This window comes from Streptomyces sp. NPDC048734, assembly GCF_043198675.1.
In the GTDB taxonomy this organism is placed as follows: Bacteria; Actinomycetota; Actinomycetes; order Streptomycetales; family Streptomycetaceae; genus Streptomyces.
The window spans coordinates 53417-73508 of record NZ_JBICUZ010000007.1 but is presented as its reverse complement, the minus strand read 5'-3'; the positions used below and the strand labels follow the sequence as shown (position 1 = coordinate 73508).

Here is a 20092-nt window from a genome sequence, read left to right as displayed (position 1 = left end):
CCCGCGCGGACGCGGACGCCGGTGTCCGTCACGCCGGGGCACCCGCGCGTCGGACGCCTCCGCGTGTCGGACGCGCTCGTGTGCGAGACGCGACCGTGCGGGGACGCGTCGCGTGTCAGACGCCCTCGAGGATCATCGCGTTGGCGAGACCACCCGCCTCGCACATCGTCTGAAGGGCGTAGCGGGCTCCCCGTTCACGCATGGTGTGGACCAGGGTCGTCGTCAGCCGGGTACCGCTCGCACCCAGTGGATGGCCGAGCGCGATCGCGCCCCCGCGCACGTTGACCTTGCGCGGGTCGGCGCCGGTCTCCTGCGCCCAGGCGAGTACGACGCCGGCGAAGGCCTCGTTGACCTCGAACAGGTCGATGTCGTCCAGGCGCAGGCCCGCCCGGCGCAGGACCTTCTCGGTCGCCGGGACGACTCCGGTGAGCATCAGCAGCGGATCGGAGCCGGTCACGGCGAAGCTGTGCAGGCGGGCCAGCGGGCGCAGGCCGAGGCGTGCGGCGGTGTCGCCGGACGTGATCAGCACGGCCGCGGCGCCGTCGTTGACCGGGCTGGCGTTGCCCGCGGTGACGTTCCACTCGATCTGCGGGAAGCGCTCCGCGAAGGCGGGGTCGTGGTAGGCGGGCCGGAGCCCCGCCAGCACGTCCAGACCGGTGTCCGGACGGACGCACTCGTCGCGCGAGACACCGTCGAGGGGCGCGACCTCGGCGGCGAACAGGCCCTTCTGCCAGGCCTCGGCCGCCTTGCGGTGCGAGGAGACGGCGAAGGCGTCCATCTGCTCGCGCGTGATCGACCACTTCGCGGCGACGAGTTCGGCACTGATGCCCTGCGGGACCAGGCCCTGCGGGTAGCGCTCGGCGACGCCCGGACCGAAGGGGTCCTTGCCCGGCGGCACGTTGGACCACATCGGCACCCGGCTCATCGACTCCACGCCGCAGGCCACGACGAGGTCGTAGGCACCGGAGATGACGCCCTGCGCCGCGAAGTGCACGGCCTGCTGGGAGGAGCCGCACTGCCGGTCCACCGTGGTCGCGGGCACCGCCTCCGGGAAGCCCGCCGACAGGGCGGCGTACCGGGTGGTGTTCATGGCCTGCTCGCCGACCTGGTCGACGGTGCCGCCGATGACGTCGTCGATGAGCGCGGGGTCGACGCCGGAACGCTCGACGAGGGTGCGCAGGGTGTGGGCGAGGAGTTCGACGGGGTGGACGTGGGCGAGGGAGCCGTTCGGCTTGCCCTTGCCGATGGGGGTGCGTACGGCTTCGACGATGACTGCGTCACGCATGTGCGGGCCTCCTTGGCCGCCGGACGGTGACCGGTCGCCTGGCACGGCGATTACCGGTGAGTAGGAAATCCGAACTCACCATAGCGTTACGAGTTTGAAAATCAAACTTACAAGTTGGAGAATCCAACCCTCATCTAGACTGGGCGGCATGGCCGCCTCCACCAAAGACCCGCGTCCCTGCTCCATCGCCGACGCCCTGGCGCTGGTCGGCGAGAAGCACTCCCTGCTCGTCCTGCGGGAGGTGTGCCTGGGCAACGGCCGTTTCGACCAGTTGGCGCGCAACATCGGCGCCCCGCGCGACATCCTGGCCACCCGGCTGCGCCGCCTGGTGGACGCGGGGATCCTGACCAAGCGCGCCTACAGCGAGCGCCCGCAGCGCTTCGAGTACCGGCCCACCCGGGCGGGGCTCGAACTGGAACCGGTCCTGCTGACGCTCATGGCGTGGGGCGACCGCCACCTCCGCGCGGACGACGACCGCCCCATGGTCGTCGAGCACGTCTGCGGCCACGAGATGGTCCCCGTGGTCACCTGCACGGCCTGCGGCGCCCCGGTCCACCACGAGGACCTCTCGGCGCACCCCCAGGTCCCCGGCTGGACGGTGGCGGGTCCGACGGCCGCCTGACCACTGCTGAGGGAAGGGCGCTTCCGCACCGGACCGGGTCGAGAGCGGTGATCGACGACTCGCACGCCAGGGCGCTCGAAGGCGGCGGCCCGAAACGGGACCGAGCCCGGTCGGCCGAGCGTGCCCGGTCGGCCGAGTCCGGACAGGCTCGAAGCACCACCCGATCACCTGAGGGCAGCGCGTTCCACCGGCGGTACCGCTGACCGACGGCAACCACAACGGCGGAAACCACAACGGCGTCACCCGGCCCGCCCCTCCGGTCCAGACCGCCCCGCCCGTACGTGGCCCGTGGGGACGACCCGGCGAGGACGGCCGGCGGCCCGCCCACGTGCTCCGCGGTTGGCGGCTTTCCGTCTGACCGTCCGGGTCCGGAAGGTGCACAATGGCAGGCACATGTCATGGGAGGTCGCCGTGGGTCCCCTGCGTACCGAAAGTCCGCTCCGAGACGTCGTCCGGGCCGTCGTCGTGCTGGCGCTGCTCTTCGGCTGGTCCGCCGGCATCGGACCGGTCGCCCGTGCCGGGGAACGAGCGGGGCAAGAGGCGGCTGCCGCGGTGCGCGGGGGCGACACCCTCTACAGCACCGGCACCCGTTGCACCGTGGGCTTCAACGCCCGCTCCGGATCCGCGCTGTACGCGCTCGTTTCGGGCCGGTGCGCCCAGGGCGCCCGTACCTGGTACGCCGACGCCGCCCTGACCGTCGTCGTCGGCGTCACCGCGGGAGTCAGCTTCCCGGGCAACGACTACGCGAGCGTCCGGTACACGAACACGGCGGTCGCCTACCCGGGCGAGGTCTCGCTGGGCGCCGGCGCCGGTACCCGCGACGTCACCGGCGCGGCGAATCCCGTCGTCGGGCAGCCGGTCTGCCACGTCGGACGGACCACCGGATACCGCTGCGGGACCGTCCAGGCCGTGAACGTCACCGTCAACTACGGCGGGGGAACCGTCTACGGACTGTTCCGGTCCACCGTCTGCTCCGAGCCCGGAGACACCGGCGGTCCGGCTTTCTCGGGCGGCACGGCCCTCGGCATCATCGTCGGCAGCAGCGGGAACTGCGGCTCGGGAGGGTTCACCTACTACCAGCCGGTGACCGAGTGGCTGTCGGCGTACGGCCTGAGCGTCTACTGAGGCGACCGGGCCGACCGGGCGCGCAGGCCCCTGCCGCAGCGCACCACGGATCGGGCACGCCTCGATCCACGACTGCGCCCGCCGCCCGTCCCGGCCTTTCCCTGCCGTTCGAGGCGGCGATCCCCACGGGCCGACGTGTCCGTCGGGGATCACGGAGGTCGGGGATCACGGAGGAGGCAGGACTTCCCCGGCAGCCGCACTCTCAGCCGGCGGTGACGGGAGCGGGCCGGACGTGGGGGCAGATGCCCGCGGCGGCTGTTCCGGGGATGCGCATCCGGCGCAGCAGATCGCGGGTGAGACGCTTGTCGAGCGTGGTGCGCCAGGTGATGTCCGGGTACTGGGACTTCAGATGTGACAGTGCCCTGGTGCCCAGTCCGCTGTCGCGGAAGGGTTCGTCGAGAACCATGTTGGTGATCACGCCCTGGGCGCACTCGCCGCAGGACCGGTAGGTCACCCGCCCGACGACCTTGCGGATGTGCACCAGCAGCAGGCATTCCTCACCCGCCGTTTCCGGCGCGGGGGACACCAGCAGTTCGATGCCGCGGTAGGCCAGAAGCCTGCGGTGCCAGCGGCCCCATCGCCGTTCGGAGCGGCGGTGTCTTCCCCCGGTCCGCCGCTGCGAGGCCTCCACCGTCGGTCCGGTCCGGCCGTGGGCCGTGGCATACGTCTGATGTGCCTGCATGCCATCGCGCCTGCCCCGACACCGGGAGTCCATGCCCGTACGACGCCACGAGGAGCCGGGCGGACCCCCGGGGCGGCAGGGGACGGGGGACTCCCCCACGGGCCTCGCCGTTCCGCCCGCCGCGACGGCCAGAGGGAAGAAGCGCCCCTCTGCCGGGAGTCGTCAGGCGTTTCCGCGTGGATCGGACCTCGTGAGCCCGGCGTGATCCGCACGAGAGGCACCGTATGCGCCGGATGTGCCGCCCCCGACGCGGTTCGCATGACCGACGGGGGCCGGACCCCGCTCACCAGGGATGCGCCGCCAGGTACTCGGCGATCTCCTTCCGCTCCCAGGCGCCGTCCGCCACGACCACCCGGTAGCGGCGGGTGAGGGTGTCGCCGGGGGCCAGTTCCAGTTCGTCGTGGAAGGCCCAGGACGGGGCCAGGCCCGCGAAGGGCTCGTTGCGGACGAACCAGTGCGCGGGATGGGACCCGGCGTCGCCGGACTGGTCGTTCTCGGGGGCGTGCGCGAAGACGACCGTGGCGTGTCCGTCGGTGCCGTCGTGCTCGCCGGACAGCGCGAGCCAGGGGCCCTGCGTGCCCATCAGTGCGGGCCCCTCACCGTCGGGGCCGATGATCCGGCCGTCGCGGAAGGCGCGCGGGCCGCGCCAGAACAGGCCCGTGTAGCCGGCCATCTCCCGGCCGGCGGTGGTCGGACTGCCGAACCGCAGCGGCTCCTCCCGGCGGTTGGTGATCGCGCTGGCCCAGGTCAGCGCCCAGGAACCGGCGGCCCGGTCCACGTCGTGCACCTCGATCCGGCGCCGCTCCTCGGCCCACAGCTCCCCGCCGTACGGATGCCAGGTCAGCCGCTCGGCGAGGACGACCCGGTCACCGTCCGCCGTGACCTCGTCGAAGCCGACGTGCGCCATCGAGCCGACGCGCTCCGGAAGTGCGCGATACCCCTCGCCGTGCACGTAGCTGTTGCCGCCCCACAGGTTGGCGCCCGAGAGGTGGGAGGCGGTCAGCGACAGCCCCTTGTGCCAGCGGTGGTCGTTGGGCCGGTAGTCGGTGACGACATCGCCCGCGAGGGTGCGCAGCGGGTGGATGTACGGCTTCGGCGCCTCCCAGGCGGCCTCGGGCCGGTAGACGTACGCGAGCAGTTCGACGCCGCTTCCGGAGTCGGTCACGGTGACGCGGTCGCCGTGGGTGTGGACGAGGCGCAGCCCGGTCATGCCGCCCCCTCCCGGCTGCCGACCGGAGCGACGGGAGGGACGGGAGGGACGGGAGTCATGGCGGACTCCACGGCCGGCTCGGCGGAGGAGGCGGCGGGAGTCGCGGCGGGCGTGACGACGGGTGCCCAGCCGGGAGCACCCCCGTGCAGGGCCGTGTAGAAGGGATCGCCGGGCCCGATCTCGCCCCGCCTCACCGTCACGTCCGTGAACGCCGACTTGTACAGGGCGCTGACCAGTTCCAGGCTGGTGCGCCCGTCGGCGCCGCTGCTGCGCGGCCGTTCCCCCGCCCGCATGCCGGCGACGAGCGCCCGCAGCTGGGCCAGGTGCGAACTGGGCACGTCCGCGCCGAAGTCCTGCCAGACCGCGGCCCGTTCCGCGGGGACGTCCCGCGCCGGGGTGATCCGCCAGTTGTCGTTGCTGTGGCCGTAGAGATGGGTCAGCTCGACGGTGGCGTGCTCGCAGTCGACGCGGATGCGGCTGACCTCGTCGGGGCTGAGGACGCTGTTCACGATCGTGGCCATCGCGCCGTTCTCGAACCGGACCAGGGCGGTGGACACGTCCTCGGTCTCCACGTCGTGGACGAGCCGGCCGGCCATGGCCCGCACCTCGCTCCACGGTCCGAGCAGATCGAGCAGCAGGTCCATCTGGTGGATGCCGTGGCCCATCGCGGGACCGCCGCCCTCGGTCCGCCAGCGTCCGCGCCAGGGAACGGCGTAGTAGGCGGTGTCGCGGTACCAGGTCGTCTGGCAGTGCGCGACGAGCGGCCGCCCCATCGCCCGCCCGGCGAGCAGCCGCCGTACGTGATCGGCCCCGGACCCGAAGCGGTGCTGGAAGACGATCGAGGCGTACGGCCCCCCGGCGGCCCCCTCCTCGGCCATCACGGCGTCGTAGTCGGCGAGGGTCGGCACGGGCGGCTTCTCGCACCACACCCAGGCCCCCGCCCGCAGCGCGGTGACGCTCTGCTCGCGGTGCAGGGTCGGCGGGGTGCAGATCGTCACCAGGTCGGGGCGCTGCTCCGCGAGCATCCGCTCCAGATCGGTGTAGGCGTGCGGAATCCCGCCCTCCGCACAGAAGGCCTCGACCGCGCCGGCGTCGATGTCGACGGCCGCGACGACCTCGGCCTCACCCTCCGCCGCGAGCTGGGCGAGCGCGGGCAGATGGGAGCCGCGGGCGATGGCACCGGTGCCGATGACGGCGGCGCGGATGCGGCGACCGGCGAGCGGAGGGGACGGGGACATGGGCGTGATCAGCACTCCTCCGACGAACGGCCCGGCAACGGGAGCGAGAGCGGCAAGCACGGCAACCGGCATAGCAAGCGCTTTCCCTCGGCAGCAACGTAAGCGGCCGCCCCCGGGCCGGTCAACACATACGCCCTGTTCGACCGCCGTGCGCGCTTCCCCTGCGCACTCTCCTTCGAAACCCCTGTGCCGGATCTGTCACCCGGGGGCGCTACGCTGCCTCCGACACATCACTTGATCACCGCGCGCGGCGGCCCGCCGTGTCCGTCGCCCTCCCCGATCGGCACTTGGACTCCGTAACCTCATGTCTTGGTTTGAATCTCTCATCCTCGGACTCGTCCAGGGGCTGACCGAGTTCCTCCCCGTCTCCTCCAGCGCGCACCTGCGGCTGACCGCGGCCTTCTCCGGATGGGAGGACCCCGGGGCGGCCTTCACGGCGATCACACAGATCGGCACGGAAGCCGCGGTACTGATCTACTTCCGCAAGGACATCGGGCGGATCATCTCCGCGTGGTCCAGGTCGCTCTTCGACAAGACGATGCGCAAGGACCACGACGCCCAGATGGGCTGGCTGGTGATCGTCGGCTCGATCCCGATCGGCGTCCTCGGCGTCACCCTCAAGGACCAGATCGAGGGCCCGTTCCGCGACCTGCGGATCACCGCGACGATGCTCGTGGTCGTCGGCATCGTCATCGGCATCGCCGACCGGCTGGCCGCCCGCGACGAGAACGGCGGCCGGCACCGGGCGCCCAAGCAGCGCAAGGGCCTGGAGAACCTGGGCGTCAAGGACGGCCTGACCTTCGGCCTCTGCCAGGCCTGCGCCCTCATCCCGGGCGTCTCCCGTTCCGGCGCCACGATCAGCGGCGGCCTGTTCATGGGCTACAAGCGCGAGGCCGCGGCCCGCTACTCGTTCCTGCTCGCCATCCCGGCGGTGCTGGCCTCCGGCGTCTTCGAGCTGAAGGACGCCATGGAGGGCGGCCACGTGGCCTGGGGACCGACGGGGTTCGCGACGGTGATCGCGTTCGTGTCCGGATATGCCGTGATCGCCTGGTTCATGAAGTTCATCAGCACCAAGTCGTTCATGCCGTTCGTGTACTACCGCGTGGTCCTCGGCATCGTGATCATCGCCCTCGTCGCGACGGGCGTCCTGAGCCCGCACGCGGCGGAGTCGGCGGGCTGATCCCGCTCGGGCGGCAGTCGACCCGCGCCGCACCGGCACGGCCGTTCCGCCTGCTGCCTGCCGCCCCCGGCCGTGGGCAGCAGGCAGCAGTCCCGGCCTACTCGGCCGCCACGATCCGGTCGACCGCCGCCGTCACCAGCTCCTCGCGCTCCGCCGCCGTGAAGACGTCCGGCAGGGTGAGCTGCTCCACGATCAGCCAGTTGAGCGCCAGGATGAGCAGCTTGACGGCCATGGCGTCCCCGGGGAGCCCGGAGGCCTCGTGGTAGGCGACGTTCCCCTCGACGTCGGCCCGGACCCGCTCGGTGAGGACCTTGCGCAGTTCGGGACGGCGGGTGGCCTCGAGGCGCAGTTCGAGCAGGGCGAGGTAGCCGGTGCGGAACGAGGCGACGCGGCCGACCAGTTCACGCATCAGCTCCGCGTACGTCTCCCGGTCGCGGCCGGCCGTCCGCTGCCGGGCGAGTGTGGCCTCGTCGGGCCGGAGCCGCTCGTAGACGCGGGCGCCGGCCTGGGTGAGCAGGTCGTCGCGGCTCGCGAAGTAGTTGGACGCGGTGCCGACGGGCACGGCGGCCTCGGTGTCCACCGCCCGGAAGGTCAGACCTCGGGCTCCTTCCCGGGCCAGTACCTCGATCGCGGCATCGATCAGGGCGGCGCGCCGCTCGTCGTTCCGTCTCGCCATGGACACCCTCCCGGTGCGTCATCGGACCACTTCGGCGAGAGTACTACGTGTGAAGTTGTCGGGCCGGGTGCCGACGAGCTGCCGTCCCTTCGCACCGGTCGAAGACGGCCTTGAGGAACAGCGGTACAACGGTTAACGCTAAGCCGGTGATCATGGGCTTCTAGCACAGTCGATCAGCTTGGCGCCGGGGTTCGGCGGAAGATCGTTGAGCGGCTGCGGGCGTCGTTGGCGTCAGGTCCATGCCAGTGGAGTTCTTGACCGACGAGCAGGCGGCTTCGTACGGGAAGTTCAACGAGGAGCCGACCCGGCCGGAGCTGGAGCGGTTCTTCTTCCTCGACGACGAGGACCGCAAGCTGGTCGCGAAGCGGCGCGGTGATCACAACCGGCTCGGGTTTGCCCTTCAGATGTGCACCGTGCGCTACATCGGCCGGTTCCTCCCGGACGACCCGCTGGACGTTCCGTGGGCGGTGGTGGAGGACCTCGGGGAACAGCTCGGCATCGAGGACGTCAGCTGCGTGAAGCAGTACACCGAGCGTAAGCCGACGGCGTACGAGCACGCGTGGGAGGTCCGGGACGCGTACGAGTACCACGAGTACGAGGATGCGGAGTGGGGGCGGAAGTTCCGTACATTCCTGCACGGGCGGGCGTGGACGCACGCCGAGGGGCCGGTGGCCCTGTTCAACCAGGCGGTGGGCTGGCTGCGCCGGCACCGTGTGCTGCTGCCCGGGGTGAGCGTGCTGGCCCGGAAGGTGTCGGAGGTCCGGGCGGTCGCGGAGAAGCGACTGCACGCCACGGTCGCCAGAGCCGCGCACCGGGCGGACGCGGCGCTGCCCGGGCATCTGGTGGCCACGCTGGTGACGCCGGAGGGCGCCCGTTACTCGGAGCTGGAGCGGCTGCGCCGGCCGCCGACGCGGACGACCGGGACGGCGTTCGCGCGGTCGCTGGAGCGGGTCGATGAGATTGGCGCGTTCGGTCTGGGCCGGGTGCGGCTGTCGCAGGTCCCGCCGAACCGGCTGGCCGCGCTCGCCCGGTACGGGCTGGGGTCGAAGGCGGCGAGTCTGGAGCGGGCCGAGGAACCCAAGCGCACCGCGATGCTCACCGCGGTGATGCGGCACCTGGAGGCGAAGGCCATCGACGAGACCCTGGACCTGTTCCAGGTGCTGATGGCGACCCGGCTGCTCAGCACCGCGAGGCGGGCGACGGAGAAGGAGCGCCTGTCGACGCTGCCGCAGCTGGAGAAGGCGTCCCGGACGCTCGCGCGGGCGGCGAAGGTGCTGTTCGAGGAGCTGGAGCTGGTGGAGACGCACGGCGTCGACCTGGACACGGCGGCGCTGTGGGCGGCGGTCGAGGAGGTCGCCCCGCGGGAGACGGTGATGACCGCGGCCGCCCTCGTGGTGTCCCTGGTGCCCGAGGACGAGGACTCCGCCGACGTCGCGATGCGGGCGGCGCTGACCACCCGCTACAACACGGTGCGCCCGTTCCTGGCGCTGCTGGGCGAGTCGAAGGCGCTGGCGGCGTCGACCGGCGGCGCGCGGGTGCTCGCCGGGGTGAAGCGGCTGCCCGCGCTGGCGCGGAGGCGGGTGAAGGACAAGCCGCTGCTGCCGCGCGAGGTGGACGAGAAGCTGGTGCCGCCGGCGTGGCGCAAGGCGGTCTACGCGAACGCCGATCTGCCGCAGGGGTCGGTGGACCGGGACGCGTACGTGGTGTGCGTGCTGGAGCAGCTGCACCGGGCTCTGAACAACCGCAACGTGTTCGCCTCCCCTTCGCACCGGTGGTCCGACCCGCGCGCCCGGCTCCTGGACGGCGCGGCGTGGGACGCGGTGTGCGAGGACGTGCTGGCCGGGCTGAGCCTGGACATGCCCGTCACCGAGCACCTGGCGGAGCTGGTGCGGGCCCTGGACGCGGGCTGGAAGCAGATGGCCGAGCGCCTGGAGTCGGCGGGCAAGGCCGCGAAGGTGTCGCTCGACGTCCTGCCGAAGGGCCGGGTGAAGCTGAACGTGGAGAAGCTTGGCGCGCTCGGCGAGCCGAAGTCGCTGGCCTGGCTGCGCAAGCGGGTCGAGAAGATGCTCCCGAGGATCGACCTGCCGGACCTGCTCTTCGAGGTCCACTCCTGGACCGGGTTCCTCAACGCCTTTGTCCACCTCGGGGACGGCACCACCCGCATGAAGGACCTGACCACCTCGGTGGTCGCGCTGCTGGTGAGCGAGGCGTGCAACATCGGCATGACCCCGGTCACCAACCCCGGCCACGAGGCCCTGACCCGCTCCCGCCTGGTCCACGTCGACCAGTTCTACCTGCGCGCCGACACCATCGCCACGGCGAACGCGGCTCTGATCGAGGCTCAGGCCGAGGTGCCGATCGTGCAGTTCTGGGGCGACGGGCTGCTGGCCTCGGTCGACGGACTGCGGTTCGTCGTTCCCGTCCGCACGATCAGCGCGGCGCCCTCCCCGAAGCACTTCGGGTTCAAGCGCGGTATCACCTGGCTCAACGCCGTCAACGACCAGGTCGCGGGCATCGGGCAGATGGTCGTCCCCGGCACCCCGCGCGACTCCCTGCACATTCTGGACGCGCTGCTGAACCTCGACGGCGGCGTGAAGCCGGAGATGGTGGCCACCGACAATGCGAGCTACAGCGACATCGTGTTCGGGATCTTCAAGATCCTGGGCTACAACTTCAGCCCCCGCTTCAAGGACCTGGACGACCAGCGGTTCTGGCGGGCGACGATGCCCGGGGTGGAGACGGGCACGTACGGGGTGCTGGAGCCGCTCGCCCGCAACCGCGTCAACCTGAAGAAGATCGAGACGTGGTGGCCGGACATGCTCCGGGTCGCGGGCTCCCTGGTCACCAACCAGGTCCGCGCCTACGACCTGCTGCGGATGTTCGGCCGCGAGGGCCACCCCATGCCCCTGGGACAGGCGTTCGCCGAGTACGGGCGGATCGCTAAGACTGAGCACCTGATGCGAATGGTCGACCCCGTCGACGACACCTACCGCAGGCAGATGAACCGCCAGCTCACCGTGCAGGAGTCCCGCCACAAGCTGGCTCGCGACGTGTGCCACGGCAGGCGCGGCACCATCCACCAGGCGTACCGCGACGGCATGGAGGACCAGCTTGGTGCGCTCGGCCTGGTCCTCAACGCCATCGTGCTCTGGACCACGAAGTACATCGACGCTGCCGTCGCCCAGCTCCGCGCCGAGGGACACGAGCTGCGGGACGAGGACATCGCCCGGCTCTCTCCGCTCAAGCACGCGAACCTCAACGTGCTCGGCCGCTACAGCTTCACCGCCTCCACCCCGGCCGCCGGCGCCCTGCGCCCGCTGCGCGACCCGGACGCGGCCGGGCTCGGGCTGGATGAGGACGACGAGGAGTAGAGGAGCTCTTGGCGTCTTCCGCCGGGGCCCGGATCGCTGTCTGGGTGGGAGCGTTTCGTTCCAGGCGGGTGCCGTCGGTGGGCGGCGGTGGAGAGGGGCAGGGTGTGGCCCTGTCGAGGCCCGTGTCGTCAGGCGGCGGAGCCGGCCGTGAGCTGGTCCATGATGTCGGCCAGGTTGTAGTGGGCCCGCTTCTCGATGATCTTCCCGTCCTTGAACGTGAACAGGTTGAACATGGAAAACCGTACGTGCGCTCCGCGTGGGGGGATGTTGTAGTAGTCGCCGCCCTGGTCTCCTTCGACCACGACGTAGGCGCCGACCTTGTCGGCTTCGGCGACGGTGTCGAGGACCGTCAGGCGGTTGCCGGGGAAGGCGTCGAGGTGCTTCTTCTCCGCGTCGATGAACCCTGCGGCGCCGGGCCGGGGGCTGTCGATCTGTGGGTAGAAGACGAAGTCCGGGTGGAACATGCCGGTGAGCGTGTCGTAGTCGCCCTGCTGAAGGGCCTGGTAGAAGCGGTGCACGAGGTCGGCGTTGGTTCCGGTGGACATGTGATCGGGTCCTTCTCTGTCGTTCTGGCACGGCGCAGGGGACGCCGCGAAGGGTCGTGCCGGGGCCGGGGCCGGGGCCGGTGGCTCGGCGTGCTGCGGCCCCGGCCCCGGCACGAGCTCTCGGTTCCTTAAGTGGTGGTCCGGACTCAGGCGCGCTGCACCCAGTCCTGGTCCAGGCGGTCGGTCAGGCCCGCGGCGGCGAAGGCCGCCTCCAGGGCGTCGCGGCCCTCGGTGAAGTGGGCCCAGCTGTCGTGGTGGACCGGGACGACACGGCAGGCGTCAAGAATCCGGGTGGCCTCGGCGGCCTGCGCACTGTCCAGGACGATCAGGTTGCCGTCGAAGAGCATGGGGAAGCGGGGTGCTCCGGCGAACAGGAGGGCGGTGTCGACCGGGGCGAAGCGGTCGGCGATCTCCCTGACCGCGTCGAGCGAGGCGTTGTCGCCGCTGACGTAGACCGTCGGCAGGCCCTCGCCCGTCAGGACGAAGCCGACGACCTGGCCGGCGAAGGGCTCGATCTCCTCACGCGCGCCGGGGCCGTGGATGGCCGGGACGCCGGTCACCGTGATGGTACCGCCGCCCGGACGCTCCAGTTCGACCGTCTCCCAGTCGGCCAGGCCCTTGGCCTTCGCCCCGAGGCGCTTGCCGCCGGCGGGGGTGGTGAGGGTGAGGGGGACGTCGGCGAGCAGGGCGCGGCCGGAGGTGTCGAGGTTGTCGGCGTGCTCGTCGTGGGAGAGCAGGACCACATCGACGGGGCCGACATCGGCGGGCGTAGCGGTGGAGGGCGCCGTCTTGGTCAGGGTCGGGCCGCCGGGCGCGGGGTAGTCGCCGGGGCCGTCGAAGGTCGGGTCGGTCAGGAAGCGCAGGCCGCCGTACTCGAACAGGGCGGTCGGACCGCCGAACGTGCGGACCGGGAACTGGTTGGCGTCGAGCTGGGACATCACATCTCCGTTTCTCACGAAAAAAACCTGCGGTTAACGTGATGCCAGGCTAGGCAGGTGTCACGGAAAATTGCAAGCGCTACCATGAGAGGCATGGACGACACCCTGGCCACCAACGTGGCACCGACCGCTCTGCCCCCGGCCCCGGGTGCCGACCGGTACCGCTCCCTGGACTTCGCCGACACCGCCGCCGCCCTGCCCGCCGGCCAGAGCTACGACCTGCTCGCCGCCCCGGAATCCGCCATGCGCTGGCTCGCCGCTCACAACCTGACCACCCCGGACGTGCAGCTGTACGAGTTCTGCGCCCAGCGGATGCGCACCCTGCGCGGACACGTCCGGGCCCTATTCGCCGCACGCGTGGACGGCGCACCCCCGCCCGAGGAATCCCTGCACGCGGTGAACGAGGCCCTCACGGCCGTACCCACCGCCCCCCTCCTCGCCTGGGACGGGGCCCAGGGGCTGCGCCGCGTTCAGGCGCACCCCACCGACCAGGCCGTCAACCACGCACTGGCGACCCTCGCCGCCGACGCCGCCGACCTGCTCACCGGTCCCGACGCCGGCATCCTCGCCGCCTGCGGCTCCGCCCCCTGCGACCGGTTCCTCCTGCGCACCCACGGCCGACGCCACTGGTGCTCCACGCGCTGCGGCGACCGCGTCCGTGCCGCCCGCGCCTATGCCCGGCGCAGCGGCGCCTCGGACTGACGCACCACCCCCAGGCCCCTCTTGCGGACCGCCCGGTGGCCACGCGAAACACCTTCAGCAGGCTGCTTCCGGTTGTCGACCGGCGGCCGGGCGTTTGATCACCGAAGATCACCGCTCCGACTCGGGCTCTCTCACAAACGTTCATCTGTGAGAGTTCTGCGAGACCCCCCGCAGGGATCACGTTTTCGCAGGTCGCCGTTCGCAAAAGTCCTCTCGAAACCCGCACGTTGTGCGAGGCACTTCTGAGAGACTTCCCGGATGGACCTCACGCCCGATCGGGTCGCATTGGCGGTAGAACGTCACGACTGCCCGAACTGTGACGCGCCCGCCGGCTCCGCCTGCCGCACCCGCGGCGGGAAGACCGCCGCGAAGTACCACACCCCCCGCTTCGTCCTCGTCCCCGCGCTCCGCGAGGAACTCGAAGTCCTCGTCCGCGCCGACCGCCACCCCGGCCGCGCGTGGAAGCAGGGCCCGGCGCTCGCCGCCGTGCCCGCGCCCCGCACAGAGCGCCCGGTCCGCATCGGGTACGCCAGAACCTCGACCGCACGCCAGGAGCTGGCGAGCCAGCTCGAAGCCCTCCACCGGGCCCAGTGCCACAAAGTCTTCCAGGAGCAGATCAGCACCCGGGTGAAGATCCGGCCCGAGCTGGAAAAGGCGCTCGCCCTGGCCCACCAGTTCAAGGAGGCCGCCCCCGAGACCCCGGTCATCCTCACCGTTCACGAGCTCAAGCGCCTCGCGCGCAACGCGGCCGAGCTGATGACGCTGTCCGCCGAGCTCCAGGCCGGCGGCATCCAGCTCGAACTCCTCACCGGCCCGCTCACCGGCATCTACGACCCCAACGGCATGGGCGCCATGTTCTTCGCCGTGCTCGCCGTGGCCGGGCAGATCGAGCGCAACTACATCCGGGAGAAGACCCTCGAAGGCCAGGTCATCGCCGCGTCCAAGGGCAACCATGGCGGCCGCCCGAAGGTCATCGACGACGACATGCTCACCTTCGCCGTCGCGCTCAAGGACAAGGGCGTCCCCGTCCCCGAGATCGCGAAGAAGCTGACCATCAAGACCGGGAAGAACGCGGGCAAGTCCCCGTCGGTCGCCTCGCTGTACCGGGCGCTCGCGGAAGCCGAGGAAGCCGCGGCCGACGACGGTCTGCCGCTGCGGCCCAAGCCCGTGCGCATCCGCCGGCCCGAGGACCCGCTCACCCCCGAGGAAATCGACCTCCGTGAACGGCTCCAGGCCCAGCCCCACCCGAACGCCGAGCTGCGGTAGTCCCGCCCACGACCTGCCCTGACCCCGTGATCACCGGCTTAGCGTTAACGGCTGTACCGCTGTGCCCCAAGGCCGGAAGACACCGCCCCCCGCGCGGTGAACGCGGCCCGTGACCAAGCCCATAGGGATTGCGTAGCCACCCGGTAGCGCAGTGTCAGTGCTTGCCCCTAGGCTGTCGCCCATGTCCCCGAGTTCATCAGCCCCTGGTTCCGTGCGGTCTGCCGCCGAGTTGAACGAGCAGATCCGGGCTCTGTGGCTGCGCGCGGGCGGGTCGCTGTCGGCCCAGGAGCGTGCGGAGTACGAGCTGTTGGTGGTCGAGTGGGCCGCGGCCATCCGCGGAGAGGTCGTCAGGGCGGCCTGAGGCCGGCCCCGTCGCGGCACGGCTCCAGGCCGGGCGCTCGTCCTGGTCCCCGTCCGAATCCCCGTGCGACCGGCCGGGCGCGTTCCCGACCGGGGCGGCGGTGCGCCACGCCGCCCTCCCCGGTAAGAGCGCTACGACGGCACCACGACCCCGTCGTGCGCCTCGTCCGCTCCCGACTCCTCGGCCGGGTCGGTGAGTTGCTCGCGCACGTAGTTCCAGATCACCGCGAGCAGTGCCGCGACCGGCACCGCGAGCAGACTGCCGACGATCCCGGCGAGGCTGCCGCCGAGCGTCACCGCCAGCAGGATCACCGCCGCGTGCAGGCCGAGCCCCCGGCTCTGGATCATCGGCTGGAAGACGTTGCCCTCCAGCTGCTGCACCACGACGATGATGGCCAGCACGATCAGCGCGTCCGTCAGACCGTTGGAGACCAGCGCGATGAGGACGGCGACGAATCCGGCGAACAGCGCGCCCACGATCGGCACGAACGCGGAGACGAAGGTCAGCACCGCCAGCGGAAGCACCAGCGGCACGTCCAGGATCCACAGCCCGAGGCCGATGAGCACCGCGTCGAGCAGACCGACGACCGCCTGCGACCGGACGAACGCGCCCAGCGTGTCCCAGCTGCGGGCGGCCACCGTCGGGACGTCCGCGGCGAACCGGCCGGGCAGCTGGCGGGCCAGCCAGGGCAGGAACCGGGGGCCGTCCTTGAGGAAGAAGAACATCAGGAAGATCGCCAGGACCGCGGTGACCAGACCGTCGATCACCGTGCTCACTCCCGTGACGACGGCGGTGACCATGCTCCCCAGGCCGTCCTGGGCGCGGGCGACCCCGGTGTCGAAGGCCTTGGTGATCTGGTCGTCGCCGATGTTCAGCGGCGGCCCGGCGGCCCATTCGCGCACTCTCTGCAGGCCTTCGACCACCCCGTCGGTCAGCTCCCCGGACTGGGAGGCCACCGGTATCGCGATCAGCGCCACGACGCCCGCGGCGACCAGCAGGAACAGGACGGTCACCAGCGACGCGGCGAGGGCGGGCGGCCAGCCGCACCGGCGCAGGTAGCGCGTCGGGGGCCAGGTCAGGGTGGTCAGGAACAGGCCGACGACGAGCGGCCACACGATCGACCACATCTGTCCCAACAGCCACAGCGCGACCGCGAGCCCTACGAGGAGCAGCAACAACTCGACGGATATGCGCGCCGACGTGCGGAGCGCGGCGCGGGTCCTCGTGGGACTCAACATGGCAGACATGGGGCTCACCCTATGGGTACGCCGGTCGGGGATGCGCCGGTCCGGGACGCGCCAGACGGGGATCCGCCGGTCAGGGACGCGCGGGGCACGAACCCGCCCGGCCCGGTTCCTGCCGGAAGGCCTTCGGCGGTTCGCCGCGCCGATCGGACGGACGTACCCGCACGGCCCTTGGCGCGGCGCCCGCCAGGCCTGACACTCGGGCCATGACGCAGCGTGTGGAGCTCGCGGCCGTGATGGACCGCCTGGCCGTCGACGGTCTGATCACCGACTACGCGGTCGCCGTCGACGACGGCGACTGGGCGGCCTACCGGGCCTTGTTCACTTCCGACGGGCGGGCGGACTACCGCTCGGCCGGCGGCGTCGAGGGAGGGGTGGGGAAGGTCGCCGCCTGGCTCGAGGAGAGCATGCGGCCGTTCTCGATGCGCCAGCATCTGATCGTCAACCGCAGACTGCGCTTCGGGGTCCTGGAACAGGACCTGGGCGACACCGCCCGGGTCCAGGCCGACTACGTGAGCCCGATGCGGCTGGCGGGCGGGGAGGAGGAGGCCGCCGGGGCGCCGGACCTCGTGTGCGGCGGCCGGTACGCCTTCGAACTGCTGCGGACGCAGGACGGCTGGCGGGTGCGCGAGATGGTGGTGCGGGAGAAGTGGCGCGGGCTGCCGGGCCGGGACATCGCCAGCTGACCGTACGGCTCCCCGTCCGCCGAAGACCATCTGGTCGGAGATCGCCTCCGACGCGCACACTGGAGCGACCACGGGGTAGGGAGGTGCCGTATGAAGACGTTCGGTCACTGGCTCTCCTCCCCGTGGCGGCGCTCGGCCCTCGTGGCCCTGGCAGGCGCGCTGCCCGTCCCGTCCTTCCCGGCGCCCGGCCTGTGGTGGTGGGCGTACGCCGCGCTGGTCCCCTGGCTCCTGCTGGCGCGTTCGGCGCCCACGGGGAGGCGGGCCCTGTACGACGGCTGGGCCGGCGGGTTCGGGTTCATGCTGTCCATGCACGTGTGGCTGCTGCCGAGCCTGCACGTCTTCACGCTGGTCCTCGCCGCCCTGCTGGGCGCGCTGTGGGCGCCGTGGGGCTGGCTGGCGCGCCGGTTCCTCGGCGGGGTGCCCTCGCGGGGCCGGGCCGGAGCCGCGCTGCTGGTGCTGCCCTCGGGCTGGCTGGCCGTGGAGCTGGTCCGTTCCTGGCAGGGGCTGGGCGGGCCGTGGGGTGTGCTCGGAGCCGGCCAGTGGCAGGTGGAGCCGGCGCTGCGGCTGGCGTCCGTCGGCGGGGTGTGGCTGCTGAGCTTCCTGGTGGTGGCGGTGAACGTCGCCCTCGCCCTGCTCGTCGCGGTGCCGGCGCACCGGGTGCCGGCCGTCGCCGGCCTGGTGGCGACGGCCGCCGCGACCTCCGCCGCATGGGCGTGGTCGCCGCGGCCGGAGACCGACGGGCAGGCGCGGATAGCCGTCGTGCAGGCCGGTGTCGTCGACGGGCCCGAGCGCCGTTTCGACCGGGAGGAGCAGCTGACCCGCCGGCTCGTCGGGCAGGACGTCGATCTGATCGTCTGGGGCGAGAGCAGCGTCGGCCACGACCTGGCCGACCGTCCCGACCTGGCGCGCCGGCTGGCCGCCCTGTCGCGCGCGACCGGCGCCGACATCCTGGTCAACGTGGACGCCCGCCGGTCCGACCGGCCCGGCATCTACAAGAGTTCGGTCCTGGTCGGACCGGACGGACCGACCGGCGACCGGTACGACAAGATGCGGCTGGTGCCGTTCGGTGAGTACGTCCCCGCCCGGTCGCTGCTGGGCTGGGCCACGTCCGTCGGCAAGGCGGCCGGCGAGGACCGGCGGCGCGGCACGGAGCAGGTCGTGATGAACACCGGGGCAGGCCTGCGCATCGGCCCGCTGGTGTGCTTCGAGACGGCGTTCCCCGACATGAGCCGCCGTCTCGTCGCGGACGGCACCGACGTCCTGGTCGGCGAGTCGTCGACGTCGACGTTCCAGGACAGCTGGGCCCCCGCGCAGCACGCCTCGCTGGGCGCCCTGCGGGCCGCGGAGACCGGCCGCCCCTTCGTGCACGCGACGCTGACGGGTGTCTCGGCGGTGTACGACGCGGGCGGCGGGCGGCTCGGCCCGCGGCTGGGGACGGACGCGAGCACCACCGCCGTCTACGAGGTGCCGCTCGCGGACGGCGTCACCCCGTACGTCCGCCTCGGCGACTGGCCGGTCCACGCCGCCCTGCTCGTCCTCCTCGGACTCGGTCTGGTGGAGGGAGCGCGGGCGGTCAGGCCGCGCCGGAACGCTCCCGCACCGCCCGGACCACCCGCTCGCACAGTTCGTGAGTCGCCAGCGCGTCCCGGGCGCTGAGCGTCCTTCCCGCGCGGACGGCGTCGAGGAAGGCCAGCGTCGCCTGCTCGATGCCGCGCTGGCGGGCCACCGGCACCCAGTCGCCGCGCCGCCGCACGGTCGGCTGGCCCTTGTGGTCGATCACCTCGGCGAGATTGACCACCTGACGCTTGGTGTCCTGGCCGGACACCTCCAGGATCTCCTCGTTGGACCCGCTGAGCCGGTTCATCACCCCGAGCGCGGTGAAGCCGTCGCCGGAGAGCTGGAGGACGACGTGGTGCAGCAGCCCGGCCTCGACGCGGGCCCGCACGGTCACGTCCTCGACCGGCCCCGGGGCGAGGAAGCGCAGGGTGTCGACGACGTGGATGAAGTCGTCGAGGATCATCGCCCGCGCCTCCTCGGGCAGGCCGACGCGGTTCTTCTGCATCAGGATCAGCTCGCGCGGATGGTCGGCGCACTGCGCGTACCCGGGGGCGAACCGCCGGTTGAAGCCCACGGCCAGGCTGGTCCCACGCTCCTCCGCGAGCGCGACGAGCCGCTCGGAGTCGGCGAGGTCGTACGCCAGCGGCTTGTCGACGTAGGTCGGGACGCCCGCTTCCAGGAGCCGCGTGACGATCTCGGGGTGGACGGCGGTGGGGGCGTGCACGAAGGCGGCGTCCAGGCCCTGGGCGAGCAGCGCGTCGAGGTCGCGGTGGCGCTGCCCGGCAGGCAGGCGCAGGCCGTCGGCGATCCGGTCGAGGGTGGCCGGGGTGCGCGTCTGGAGATGGAGTTCGATGCCGGGCAGCGCGCCGAGCACCGGCAGGTACGCCTTCTGCGCGATGTCGCCGAGTCCGATGCAGCCGACCTTCACGGGGGGCTCCTTCACTGCTGGTCCGCGCCTTCCTGCACGGCAGGATACGGGGCCCGCGGCGGCGTCCGGCGGGCGCTCCCGCCGAGGCCCGCGCGGCAGGAGCCGGGGCCGGGTCACCGGGCCCGCCGTCGCGTACGGCGACGACGGCCGGGCGGACGCGGGACACGCCCGGAAGGGCAGCGGTGCGGGCGGGGTGGCCGGTGTGACGCCGGGCGGGGACGACGGCGTACCCGCAGGGCCTGGCCGTCGGCTCGGGTGAGCCGCGGGAGCATCACGTGGCCGACGCCGGCCGTGCAGGCGAGACGGCCGGCGTCGGCCGAGGGCCTGGGGAGCGGCCCGGCGGGCCGAGCCGCGAACCTTCCGGGCCGCGCGGGCGCCGGGCCCCGTCCTGGAGAGAACCGGTCGGGGCCGCGGGCACCGCCTGCCGGATGCTAGTGCCGCGACGGGCGACGTTCGCCCCGTCGCGACGCCCGGCA

At 72.2% G+C, this 20092-nt stretch carries 18 protein-coding genes; 9 read left to right on the top strand and 9 right to left on the bottom strand.

Annotated features, from left to right (window positions below; genetic code table 11):
• Positions 1–115: 115 nt before the first annotated feature.
• Positions 116–1285, bottom strand: coding sequence for a thiolase family protein (locus tag ACGFQC_RS19785; protein WP_363089865.1), 1170 nt, complete (start codon positions 1283–1285; stop codon positions 116–118).
• Between the two features lie 148 nt (positions 1286–1433).
• Between ACGFQC_RS19785 and ACGFQC_RS19780 the strand changes: the two genes are divergently transcribed.
• Both ACGFQC_RS19780 and ACGFQC_RS19775 read left to right on the top strand, forming a co-directional pair.
• Positions 1434–1907 (top strand): helix-turn-helix domain-containing protein, encoded by a 474-nt coding sequence (locus ACGFQC_RS19780; RefSeq protein ID WP_363089866.1) that lies wholly within the window; start codon positions 1434–1436, stop codon positions 1905–1907.
• 411 nt (positions 1908–2318) lie between these two features.
• Positions 2319–3032 (top strand): S1 family peptidase, encoded by a 714-nt coding sequence (locus ACGFQC_RS19775; protein WP_363089867.1) that lies wholly within the window; start codon positions 2319–2321, stop codon positions 3030–3032.
• 202 nt (positions 3033–3234) lie between these two features.
• On the opposite strand, the gene ACGFQC_RS19770 is transcribed toward ACGFQC_RS19775, so the two are convergent.
• The 3 genes from ACGFQC_RS19770 to ACGFQC_RS19760 all read right to left on the bottom strand — a co-directional run bounded on the left by ACGFQC_RS19770 (position 3235) and on the right by ACGFQC_RS19760 (position 6162).
• Positions 3235–3714: a hypothetical protein gene (locus ACGFQC_RS19770; RefSeq protein ID WP_363089868.1), complete on the bottom strand. Its 480-nt coding sequence runs from the start codon at positions 3712–3714 to the stop codon at positions 3235–3237.
• 283 nt (positions 3715–3997) lie between these two features.
• Complete coding sequence (locus ACGFQC_RS19765) at positions 3998–4924, bottom strand: PmoA family protein (RefSeq protein ID WP_363089869.1); 927 nt, start codon at positions 4922–4924, stop codon at positions 3998–4000.
• Entirely contained in the window at positions 4921–6162 is a 1242-nt protein-coding gene (locus ACGFQC_RS19760) for a Gfo/Idh/MocA family oxidoreductase (RefSeq protein ID WP_363089870.1), read from the bottom strand. Before ACGFQC_RS19760 ends, ACGFQC_RS19765 begins: the two co-directional genes overlap by 4 nt.
• Positions 6163–6466: 304 nt before the next feature.
• On the opposite strand from ACGFQC_RS19760, the gene ACGFQC_RS19755 reads away from it, so the two are divergent.
• Positions 6467–7342 (top strand): undecaprenyl-diphosphate phosphatase, encoded by an 876-nt coding sequence (locus tag ACGFQC_RS19755; protein WP_363089871.1) that lies wholly within the window; start codon positions 6467–6469, stop codon positions 7340–7342.
• 97 nt (positions 7343–7439) lie between these two features.
• Here ACGFQC_RS19755 and ACGFQC_RS19750 read toward each other — a convergent pair whose 3' ends face one another.
• On the bottom strand, positions 7440–8018 hold the full coding sequence (locus ACGFQC_RS19750; RefSeq protein WP_363089872.1) for a TetR family transcriptional regulator: 579 nt from the start codon (positions 8016–8018) through the stop codon (positions 7440–7442).
• Between the two features lie 239 nt (positions 8019–8257).
• Here ACGFQC_RS19750 and ACGFQC_RS19745 point away from each other — a divergent pair, with 239 nt between their 5' ends.
• Positions 8258–11389, top strand: coding sequence for a Tn3 family transposase (locus ACGFQC_RS19745; protein WP_363089873.1), 3132 nt, complete (start codon positions 8258–8260; stop codon positions 11387–11389).
• Positions 11390–11517: 128 nt separating this feature from the next.
• Here ACGFQC_RS19745 and ACGFQC_RS19740 read toward each other — a convergent pair whose 3' ends face one another.
• Both ACGFQC_RS19740 and ACGFQC_RS19735 read right to left on the bottom strand, forming a co-directional pair.
• Positions 11518–11934, bottom strand: a complete 417-nt coding sequence (locus ACGFQC_RS19740; RefSeq protein ID WP_363089874.1) for an ester cyclase — start codon at positions 11932–11934, stop codon at positions 11518–11520.
• 146 nt (positions 11935–12080) lie between these two features.
• Positions 12081–12872, bottom strand: a complete 792-nt coding sequence (locus ACGFQC_RS19735; RefSeq protein WP_363089875.1) for an MBL fold metallo-hydrolase — start codon at positions 12870–12872, stop codon at positions 12081–12083.
• 84 nt (positions 12873–12956) lie between these two features.
• Here ACGFQC_RS19735 and ACGFQC_RS19730 point away from each other — a divergent pair, with 84 nt between their 5' ends.
• From ACGFQC_RS19730 to ACGFQC_RS19720, 3 genes are all read left to right on the top strand, one after another.
• Entirely contained in the window at positions 12957–13574 is a 618-nt protein-coding gene (locus ACGFQC_RS19730; RefSeq protein WP_393288435.1) for an ABATE domain-containing protein, read from the top strand.
• Positions 13575–13832: 258 nt separating this feature from the next.
• Positions 13833–14840 (top strand): recombinase family protein, encoded by a 1008-nt coding sequence (locus tag ACGFQC_RS19725; protein ID WP_363089877.1) that lies wholly within the window; start codon positions 13833–13835, stop codon positions 14838–14840.
• 181 nt (positions 14841–15021) lie between these two features.
• Positions 15022–15201, top strand: a complete 180-nt coding sequence (locus ACGFQC_RS19720; RefSeq protein WP_363089878.1) for a hypothetical protein — start codon at positions 15022–15024, stop codon at positions 15199–15201.
• 131 nt (positions 15202–15332) lie between these two features.
• On the opposite strand, the gene ACGFQC_RS19715 is transcribed toward ACGFQC_RS19720, so the two are convergent.
• The gene (locus tag ACGFQC_RS19715) at positions 15333–16448 is read right to left on the bottom strand and encodes an AI-2E family transporter (RefSeq protein WP_363089879.1); all 1116 of its coding nucleotides are present in this window, start codon (positions 16446–16448) and stop codon (positions 15333–15335) included.
• A gap of 203 nt (positions 16449–16651) precedes the next feature.
• Between ACGFQC_RS19715 and ACGFQC_RS19710 the strand changes: the two genes are divergently transcribed.
• Both ACGFQC_RS19710 and lnt read left to right on the top strand, forming a co-directional pair.
• On the top strand, positions 16652–17131 hold the full coding sequence (locus ACGFQC_RS19710; protein WP_363089880.1) for a nuclear transport factor 2 family protein: 480 nt from the start codon (positions 16652–16654) through the stop codon (positions 17129–17131).
• Positions 17132–17221: 90 nt separating this feature from the next.
• Positions 17222–18787, top strand: a complete 1566-nt coding sequence (gene lnt, locus ACGFQC_RS19705; protein WP_363089881.1) for an apolipoprotein N-acyltransferase — start codon at positions 17222–17224, stop codon at positions 18785–18787.
• Here the strand turns inward: lnt and ACGFQC_RS19700 are convergent.
• Positions 18705–19616 (bottom strand): Gfo/Idh/MocA family oxidoreductase, encoded by a 912-nt coding sequence (locus ACGFQC_RS19700; protein WP_363089882.1) that lies wholly within the window; start codon positions 19614–19616, stop codon positions 18705–18707. The two genes, lnt and ACGFQC_RS19700, sit on opposite strands and share 83 nt — an antisense overlap.
• Positions 19617–20092: the final 476 nt, after the last annotated feature.

Bases quoted from the DNA above. Each gene is read 5' to 3' on its own strand.
- ACGFQC_RS19745 (WP_363089873.1), top strand. From the start codon at position 8,258: ATGCCAGTGGAGTTCTTGACCGACGAGCAGGCGGCTTCGTACGGGAAG.
- ACGFQC_RS19720 (WP_363089878.1), top strand. From the start codon at position 15,022: ATGTCCCCGAGTTCATCAGCCCCTGGTTCCGTGCGGTCTGCCGCCGAG.
- ACGFQC_RS19760 (WP_363089870.1), bottom strand. From the start codon at position 6,162: ATGTCCCCGTCCCCTCCGCTCGCCGGTCGCCGCATCCGCGCCGCCGTC.
- ACGFQC_RS19755 (WP_363089871.1), top strand. From the start codon at position 6,467: ATGTCTTGGTTTGAATCTCTCATCCTCGGACTCGTCCAGGGGCTGACC.
- ACGFQC_RS19750 (WP_363089872.1), bottom strand. From the start codon at position 8,018: ATGGCGAGACGGAACGACGAGCGGCGCGCCGCCCTGATCGATGCCGCG.
- lnt (WP_363089881.1), top strand. From the start codon at position 17,222: ATGAAGACGTTCGGTCACTGGCTCTCCTCCCCGTGGCGGCGCTCGGCC.
- ACGFQC_RS19765 (WP_363089869.1), bottom strand. From the start codon at position 4,924: ATGACCGGGCTGCGCCTCGTCCACACCCACGGCGACCGCGTCACCGTG.
- ACGFQC_RS19730 (WP_393288435.1), top strand. From the start codon at position 12,957: ATGAGAGGCATGGACGACACCCTGGCCACCAACGTGGCACCGACCGCT.
- ACGFQC_RS19740 (WP_363089874.1), bottom strand. From the start codon at position 11,934: ATGTCCACCGGAACCAACGCCGACCTCGTGCACCGCTTCTACCAGGCC.
- ACGFQC_RS19710 (WP_363089880.1), top strand. From the start codon at position 16,652: ATGACGCAGCGTGTGGAGCTCGCGGCCGTGATGGACCGCCTGGCCGTC.
- ACGFQC_RS19715 (WP_363089879.1), bottom strand. From the start codon at position 16,448: ATGTCTGCCATGTTGAGTCCCACGAGGACCCGCGCCGCGCTCCGCACG.
- ACGFQC_RS19770 (WP_363089868.1), bottom strand. From the start codon at position 3,714: ATGCAGGCACATCAGACGTATGCCACGGCCCACGGCCGGACCGGACCG.
- ACGFQC_RS19780 (WP_363089866.1), top strand. From the start codon at position 1,434: ATGGCCGCCTCCACCAAAGACCCGCGTCCCTGCTCCATCGCCGACGCC.
- ACGFQC_RS19725 (WP_363089877.1), top strand. From the start codon at position 13,833: ATGGACCTCACGCCCGATCGGGTCGCATTGGCGGTAGAACGTCACGAC.
- ACGFQC_RS19785 (WP_363089865.1), bottom strand. From the start codon at position 1,285: ATGCGTGACGCAGTCATCGTCGAAGCCGTACGCACCCCCATCGGCAAG.
- ACGFQC_RS19735 (WP_363089875.1), bottom strand. From the start codon at position 12,872: ATGTCCCAGCTCGACGCCAACCAGTTCCCGGTCCGCACGTTCGGCGGT.